Raw genomic sequence first — 7,212 nt, 5'->3', positions numbered from 1 at the left:
GTGGAATACAGTGGCTAAAGTTGATGTAAGATGCCCGTTTTGTGAACAGACATCTCCTGTGAAAAAACACGGTTATGGCAAAAGTGGCCATCAGCGTTACCGTCGTCAGTCATGCAAACACGGATGGCTACAGGGCTTACAGTGACGAACTTCCAAAAGTAAAACACGTTGTTAGCAAGCTGTATACACAGCGTATTGGGCGTGCACATCTGACACTGCGTAACCGATTGCAATGGCTCGATCGCAAGACGCTCGGATATTCAAAATCATCCGAAATGCACGATAGGATCATCGGTACTTACATCGAACGCGAGTACTACGTTTGATGCTACATCAACTCATTGAATACACGACCCTGATGCGTATGATGCGCACGGCTCGATTCAACTTTTTATTCAAGCTTCATTGATATGTTGCAGGGTAGAATAATTATGTCATTATTGATGCGCTATGTTATTACCACTACCTCGGTAAAGTGTGTCGGCTTTGTGTGTTTTTTAATATTTTGCATCTTATGATTATCCAGCATTGAAGGTTTTATAAAATTTCAATAGTGAAACAAATTTCATTTTCTTAACGCCGTCGCTGGTTATATTTTTTAACCGATAAGATACCGTTGTTGTCGGGAACCAAACGTTTTCTTTGTTGATAGTGATTACCATTGATTGGTATCCTACCTATCGTTTTTGGCTATCGTGTTAAGGATAATGATAAATGAACATTCGGGATCTAGAGTATCTGGTGGCGTTAGCTGAACACCGTCATTTCCGGCGTGCAGCGGACTCCTGTCATGTCAGCCAACCGACACTCAGCGGTCAAATTCGTAAACTGGAAGATGAACTTGGCGTGATGTTATTGGAGCGCACCAGCAGAAAAGTGTTGTTTACTCAGGCTGGCTTGCTACTAGTCGAACAGGCAAGGGCCGTGCTGCGCGAAGTCAAAGTGCTTAAAGAGATGGCGAGCCAGCAGGGAGAGACCATGTCTGGTCCACTGCATATTGGGCTTATCCCCACCGTTGGGCCTTACCTGTTGCCGCATATCATTCCCATGCTGCATCGCACGTTTCCTAAGCTGGAAATGTACCTGCATGAAGCGCAGACGCATCAACTACTGGCACATCTGGATAGTGGCAAGCTGGACTGCGCCATTCTCGCGATGGTCAAGGAATCGGAAGCATTTATCGAAGTACCACTGTTTGACGAACCGATGAGACTGGCGATTTATCAGGATCATCCGTGGGCAAACCGTGAGCGTGTTGCTATGTCCGATCTGGCCGGTGAAAAACTGCTGATGCTGGAATATGGGCACTGCCTGCGCGATCAGGCATTGGGGTTCTGCTTCCAGGCAGGGGCAGATGAAGATACGCATTTTCGCGCCACCAGCCTGGAAACGTTGCGCAACATGGTTGCCGCAGGCGGTGGGATCACCTTGCTGCCTTCACTGGCGGTGCCTCATGAGCGCCAGCGTGATGGTGTCTGTTATTTACCGTGCCACAAGCAGGAGCCGAAGCGAACTGTCGCGCTGGTGTACCGCCCAGGATCGCCACTGCGCGGTCGCTATGAACAGCTGGCGGACGCGGTGCGGGAACATATGCAGCACTATTTGGACAGTGCATTAAAACAGGCGGTTTAACCCATTAAGTGCCGCCACTCGGTAAGCTTCGGCCATCGTTGGGTAATTAAAGGTTGTATTAACGAAATATTCGATAGTATTCCCTTCGCCTTTTTGCTCCATGATGGCCTGGCCGATGTGAATAATCTCCGCTGCACGCTCGCCAAAACATTGAATACCAAGGATTTTCCTCGTTTCTCGGTGAAAAAGTATCTTCAGGCTTCCCACGTTCATGCCAACGATTTGCGCCCGCGCCAGATGTTTGAACTGCACGCGCCCAACCTCATAGGGCACTTTCATCGCCGTAAGCTCCTGCTCGGTTTTCCCTACGGAACTGATTTCCGGAATGGTGTAGATCCCCGTTGGGATATCCTCGATCAGGTGTGCACTGGCGTCGCCTTTGACGATGGCCTGCGCCGCCAATCGTCCTTGGTCGTAGGCCGCTGAAGCCAGGCTGGGATAGCCGATGACATCGCCCACCGCATAGATGTGTGCCAGCGCGGTTTGGTACATGCTGTTGACTTTCAACTGGCCGCGCCCGTCGGGCACCAAACCGATTTTTTCCAGCCTTAACGTCTCCGTGTTGCCGGTGCGCCCATTGGCGTACAGCAAGCAGTCGGCTTTCATCTTTTTACCGGATTTAAGGTTAACAATGACGCCGTCAGCGGTGCCTTCGATCGATTCGAACTCTTCGTTATGGCGAATGACAACGCCATTGTTCCAAAAATGGTAGGACAGGGCGTCAGACATTTCCTGATCGAGAAACGCCAACAGACGATCGCGGGTGTTGATCAGATCCACTTTTACGCTCAGGCCACGAAAGATTGAGGCATATTCACAGCCAATCACGCCTGCGCCATAAATAATCACGTGCTGGGGCTCTTGATCCAGTTCCAGAATAGAATCGCTGTCGTAAATACGGGGATGTGCAAAGTCTACGTTTGCCGGATGGTAGGGGCGTGATCCTGTGGCAATGATAATATGAGCGGCCGTAAGCGTATCTTGCATATTATCGTGATACTGCACGGCAACCGTGTGCTCATCGATGAAATGCGCTTCACCTGAAAATATTTCGCAATGGTTACGTTCGTAAAAACCCTGACGCATACGGGTTTGCTGGCCGATGACGCTGTCTGCGTGACGTAGGATATCGGAGAACGAGGAGCGAATAGGGCGTGCATTATCGCTGTACAGCGGGTTCTGGTTAAATTCGATGATGCGGCTGACGGCATGGCGCAACGCTTTGGAGGGGATGGTTCCCCAGTGTGTGCACCCACCGCCGACGTTGTTATAGCGCTCGATGACGGCCACTCTGGCACCTTGTTTTACCAGCCCCATCGCCGCGCCTTCGCCGCCTGGGCCGGAACCAATAATGATGGCATCATAATCAAACGGTTGCTGAGTTTGTGCTTGTTGTGTCATGGTAGGGTAATCCTGTTTTTATACAAGCGGATAACGCTATTGTAACACTGCCGCGTGCATAACCCAATTTATCCCTGCTGCTGGTATGACAATCCTCTGTCTCATTTTCAATATGGCAAACTTTGTCTCAGTATGTCGCAAGTAAAGTTTGCTATAGTGCTTTCCTAGAGAGGAAAGCGGATGGTGTCAGCTGAATATGGGCGTCGGAACACAAAATATGGGTGTCAGAGCACAACAAAAAGAACGCACTCGCCGTTCCTTAATCGAAGCTGCTTTCAGTCAACTCAGTGCCGAACGGAGTTTCGCCAGCCTGAGCTTGCGTGAAGTCGCGCGTGAGGCGGGCATCGCTCCCACCTCTTTTTATCGCCACTTCCGCGATGTCGATGAATTGGGTTTGACGATGGTCGATGAAAGCGGCCTGATGTTGCGTCAACTGATGCGACAGGCACGCCAGCGCATTGCCAAAAGCGGCAGCGTTATCCGCACATCGGTCGCCACCTTTATGGAGTTCATTGGCAACAACCCCAATGCGTTCCGTCTGTTGTTGCGTGAACGTTCGGGCACCTCCGCCGCGTTTCGTGCTGCTGTAGCCCGTGAAATCCAGCATTTTATTGCGGAACTGGCGGACTATCTTGAAGTGGAAAATCATATCCCGCGTGAATTTGCGGAGGCCCAGTCTGAAGCCATGGTCACGATAGTGTTTAGCGCTGGCGCAGAGGCGTTGGACGTTGGACTTGAGCAGCGGCGGCAATTGGAAGAACGCCTGGTGCTGCAATTACGCCTGATTGCCAAAGGGGCTTACTACTGGTACAGAAAGGAACATGAGAAGGAAGTGAACACGTCTGACGTGTAGCAGCGAACCTGAGGTGATGTTTCCCCTCTGTTAAGGCGATACGCAGTAGGCTTCTCATCGTGTTCCTGAGTGTTTAAAACGCTTGAGTGTTTAAAACTACGGGAGACATCATGACAAAATACCATCATCAAGAAAAAGGCACCCTGGTTTTGGCATTGATCGCCGGTTTGTCGGTCAATGGTTCATTTGCCGCCTTGTTAAGTTCAATCGTGCCCTTTTCTGTCTTTCCGCTGGTTTCCCTGGTGCTCTCGGTTTACTGCCTGCACCAGCGTTACCTCAATATTGAGATGCCTGAAGGCATACCGCTGCTGGCTGCCGCCTGCTTTTTGTTGGGGTTGCTGCTGTATAGCGCGTTGGTTCGCGTTGAATATCCGCAGATTGGCTCCAACTTCCTGCCTTCATTACTGTGTGTCGTATTGGTGTTCTGGATTGGCTTGCGGCTTAAAAAGCGCCGCACGGTAGACGACGCACCTACATCCTGATGATTACGGGCAAGCCCTTTTCTCCATGTCCGTGTTTTTCGGCGAATCACGACGAGGGGCGCTCCGGCGACTCACGCCGCTACGACCCCATCGCCGCACTTCACCTAACAACGGGCTTTGTCATCAGTCTGAGAAGGAGGTCACGCCTTCTTCTCTTCTAACAGCACGCCGCATTCCATATGGTGGGTGTAGGGAAACTGATCGAACAGTGCCAGACGCGTGATACGGTGCGTCGTCGTGAGTTGGGTCAGGTTGTTGCACAGGGTTTCCGGGTTGCAGGAGATGTAGAGGATATGCGAGTAACCCTGCACCATGGACAGCGTTTGGTCGTCCAGGCCGCTACGTGGCGGATCGACAAAAATGGTGTCGCACTGATAGTCGGACAAATAGATACCCTGCAAACGGGTAAATTCACGCTTACCCTGTAGTGCTTGGGTAAATTCTTCCGCTGCCATGCGGATAATCTGCACGTTATCAATCTGGTTCGCGGCAATGTTGAATTGTGCTGCGGCGACGGACGGTTTGGCGATTTCGGTGGCTAATACACGATTGAAATTACGTGCCAATGCCAATGAGAAGTTACCGTTACCGCAATAAAGTTCGAGCAGATCGCCGGTTGAGCCCGCCGTAGCCTTCAGCGCCCACTCCAGCATTTGGATATTGATGGCGGCATTGGGCTGGGTGAAGCTGTTTTCCACCTGGCGGTAGATCATCTCACACCCGGCGACGGGCAGGCGTTCGTCGACATAATATCTGTCGAGACAGATTTTGGTTTTTGTTGCCCGACCAATCAGTTGCAGAGCGAATCCTTGAGCGCGCAGTGCATCACGCAGCGCGTGTGCCTGCTGTTGCCACGCGTCATCTAACGCCTTGTGGTAGATAAACGTCACCACCACTTCACCGCTCATCGTCGACAGATAATCAATCTGAAACAGCTTGCGGCGCAGTATCACATCGTTACGTAGTGCATCGATCAGAATGGGCATGAGTCGATTAATCAACGCACTGGCCGCAGGGAATTGATCGACTCTGATCCGCTGTTTGGTCTTCTGATCGAACATGATGTGGTAGAGATAGTCCCCTTCGTGCCACATGCGAAATTCGGCCCGCATACGGTAATGACTCACTGGAGAACGAAACACCTCTGGTTCAGGCGCAGCAAAGGGCACCATCATCTGCCGTAGACGTTCCGTCTTTTCCGCAAGCAGGTCGTCATACTGTTCGATGGGCAGGTTCTCTGGCGTCATGGTGTTCTCGGCTTAAAAACGGTGAAAAGAAGTTTACTGGCCGGGATTGTAGGGCATCTCGAAGGGATGTCCAGCGTTGTTGCTGCGATAGTAATTTCACATCGTGGAAGTCTAGACATCCGTAAGCGGCCATCGTAGCATAGCGTGCCGGTATTGCACTGCGTGCTACGCAGTGTGAGTTAAAATGGAATCCGGTGAAAACCTGGATCTGACGCGCAGCGGTAGGGGGAAGAGAAACGACAGCATTGAATGCAGACACTGCTTGCGGGTGGGAAGTCGTCGTTTATGATTGCAACAGCAATGTCACCCGAGCCCGAAGACCTGCCGGTTTACGTCGCAATGTTCACGATCGTCGCGAGCTATCGATTGTGGTAATGCGGCATCCTCAATGTGATTTGGATGCTAACTACGTGTCTTATAAAAAATTATCGCTGCTGGCGGCGCTCTCTGCCACGGCTTTTTCTGGCTGTGCGCAGCAAACTGACAACAACACCATGGTGGTTACCGCTAACCGTTTTCAACAGCCGGGCTTTGTTGAATAAATAGATTTTATGCTGGCAGCCCAGTGAAACGACGGATCCTCGCAACGTAAAATCATGCAGTTAGGCTTCATTAGAAAAGTGTACACCTGAGATGACAAGCATTTTCAACCAAAACTGGCATGGAAAAACAGCATGATTACCTATTATTCAACAAAGCCCAACAGCCGGTGAATACGGTGTTGGCGCCTATTGATGTCGTGACTCGAGAGGATATCGATCATTGGTAGCCGAAAAGTCTAAATGATGTGATGCGTCGTTTACCTTGTGTGGATATTGGGCAGAACGGTGGACGTGGGCAAATGAGTTCTCTCTTTATTAGGGGTACGAACTCCAACCATGTATTGGTATTGGTGGATGGTGTGCGCTTGGCGTCCACGGGCGTGACCGGTAGCATTGATTTCAGCCAGATTCCGGTTTCTTTGGTTCAACGTATCGAGTTTATCCGTGGCCCGCCCTCCGCAGTGTATGGTTCTGAGGCCATTGGCGGTGTTATTAACATCATTACGCAAAAAGAAAGTGATGGTGGAAAACTGCAAGCTGGCATGGGTTCAAAACGTACTCAGAGTTATGACGGGAGTGTTCGTCAACATCTGGGGGAAAATACGGCGGTAACATTGGCAGGGGCTTTTGACGAAACTCAGGTATACAACGTATATCCTTCTTCAACAGTACCTGCTGATGCAGATAATGACGGTTTTCGCAGCAAATCGCTCTGGTGCAGCGTTGAACATCACTTCAATGATGATTTGGCCGGTTTTTTTTCCGCTCTTATGGTTACAACAACACGACTGATTACGATCGGATTTATTCTGATAGCGATAGTGATGTACGCCAACTCTATTCCAAAAGTTTTGATTCGGGCTTACGTTTTCAGCATGAAGGAGGCTTTGTTGAATAAATCAGAACCTGTAATGACTGCGCCCCATACGGGTCGATTGTTACGTGATGCGAATACTGTTCGGCATTCCTGATAGCGTGATCCGGTTAAGCGCTTTGACCATGGCCATGGCTTCACCCACCTGAGCATCGTAGTCTCTCAGACTTAGATGACCACC

6 protein-coding genes, 3 pseudogenes and 1 riboswitch are annotated in these 7,212 nt (G+C 50.4%); of the genes and pseudogenes, 6 read left to right on the top strand and 3 right to left on the bottom strand.

Annotated features, from left to right (window positions below; all coding sequences use genetic code 11):
* Nucleotides 1-10: 10 nt before the first annotated feature.
* Nucleotides 11-326: pseudogene (locus QZ506_RS05755) on the top strand (IS1 family transposase).
* 388 nt (nt 327-714) lie between these two features.
* Nucleotides 715-1,632, top strand: a complete 918-nt coding sequence (gene oxyR, locus QZ506_RS05750) for a DNA-binding transcriptional regulator OxyR (protein WP_291969691.1) — start codon at nt 715-717, stop codon at nt 1,630-1,632.
* Here the strand turns inward: oxyR and sthA are convergent.
* The gene (gene sthA / locus QZ506_RS05745) at nt 1,615-3,033 is read right to left on the bottom strand and encodes a Si-specific NAD(P)(+) transhydrogenase (protein WP_291969690.1); all 1,419 of its coding nucleotides are present in this window, start codon (nt 3,031-3,033) and stop codon (nt 1,615-1,617) included. The two genes, oxyR and sthA, sit on opposite strands and share 18 nt — an antisense overlap.
* 217 nt (nt 3,034-3,250) lie before the next feature.
* Here sthA and fabR point away from each other — a divergent pair, with 217 nt between their 5' ends.
* Nucleotides 3,251-3,886, top strand: coding sequence for an HTH-type transcriptional repressor FabR (gene fabR / locus QZ506_RS05740; protein ID WP_196907442.1), 636 nt, complete (start codon nt 3,251-3,253; stop codon nt 3,884-3,886).
* A 110-nt stretch (nt 3,887-3,996) separates the two neighbouring features.
* Entirely contained in the window at nt 3,997-4,368 is a 372-nt protein-coding gene (locus QZ506_RS05735; protein WP_291969688.1) for a YijD family membrane protein, read from the top strand.
* Nucleotides 4,369-4,508: 140 nt separating this feature from the next.
* Here QZ506_RS05735 and trmA read toward each other — a convergent pair whose 3' ends face one another.
* Complete coding sequence (gene trmA / locus QZ506_RS05730) at nt 4,509-5,615, bottom strand: tRNA (uridine(54)-C5)-methyltransferase TrmA (RefSeq protein WP_291969686.1); 1,107 nt, start codon at nt 5,613-5,615, stop codon at nt 4,509-4,511.
* 131 nt (nt 5,616-5,746) lie between these two features.
* A riboswitch (cobalamin riboswitch) is annotated at nt 5,747-5,959 on the top strand.
* A 30-nt stretch (nt 5,960-5,989) separates the two neighbouring features.
* Between trmA and QZ506_RS05725 the strand changes: the two are divergent.
* A pseudogene (locus QZ506_RS05725) lies at nt 5,990-6,142 on the top strand (hypothetical protein); the annotation flags it as partial.
* A 263-nt stretch (nt 6,143-6,405) separates the two neighbouring features.
* Entirely contained in the window at nt 6,406-7,128 is a 723-nt protein-coding gene (locus tag QZ506_RS05720; RefSeq protein WP_291969684.1) for a TonB-dependent receptor plug domain-containing protein, read from the top strand.
* Here the strand turns inward: QZ506_RS05720 and QZ506_RS05715 are convergent.
* Nucleotides 7,096-7,212 (bottom strand): annotated as a pseudogene (locus tag QZ506_RS05715) (IS5/IS1182 family transposase); the annotation flags it as partial. The gene QZ506_RS05720 and the pseudogene QZ506_RS05715 overlap by 33 nt on opposite strands.

The sequence above is a fragment of the Candidatus Symbiopectobacterium sp. genome (genome assembly GCF_020054415.1).
Classification (GTDB): domain Bacteria; phylum Pseudomonadota; class Gammaproteobacteria; order Enterobacterales; family Enterobacteriaceae; genus Symbiopectobacterium.
The sequence above is the reverse complement of the archived record's forward strand: the minus strand, read 5'-3'. Positions and strand labels throughout refer to the sequence as shown.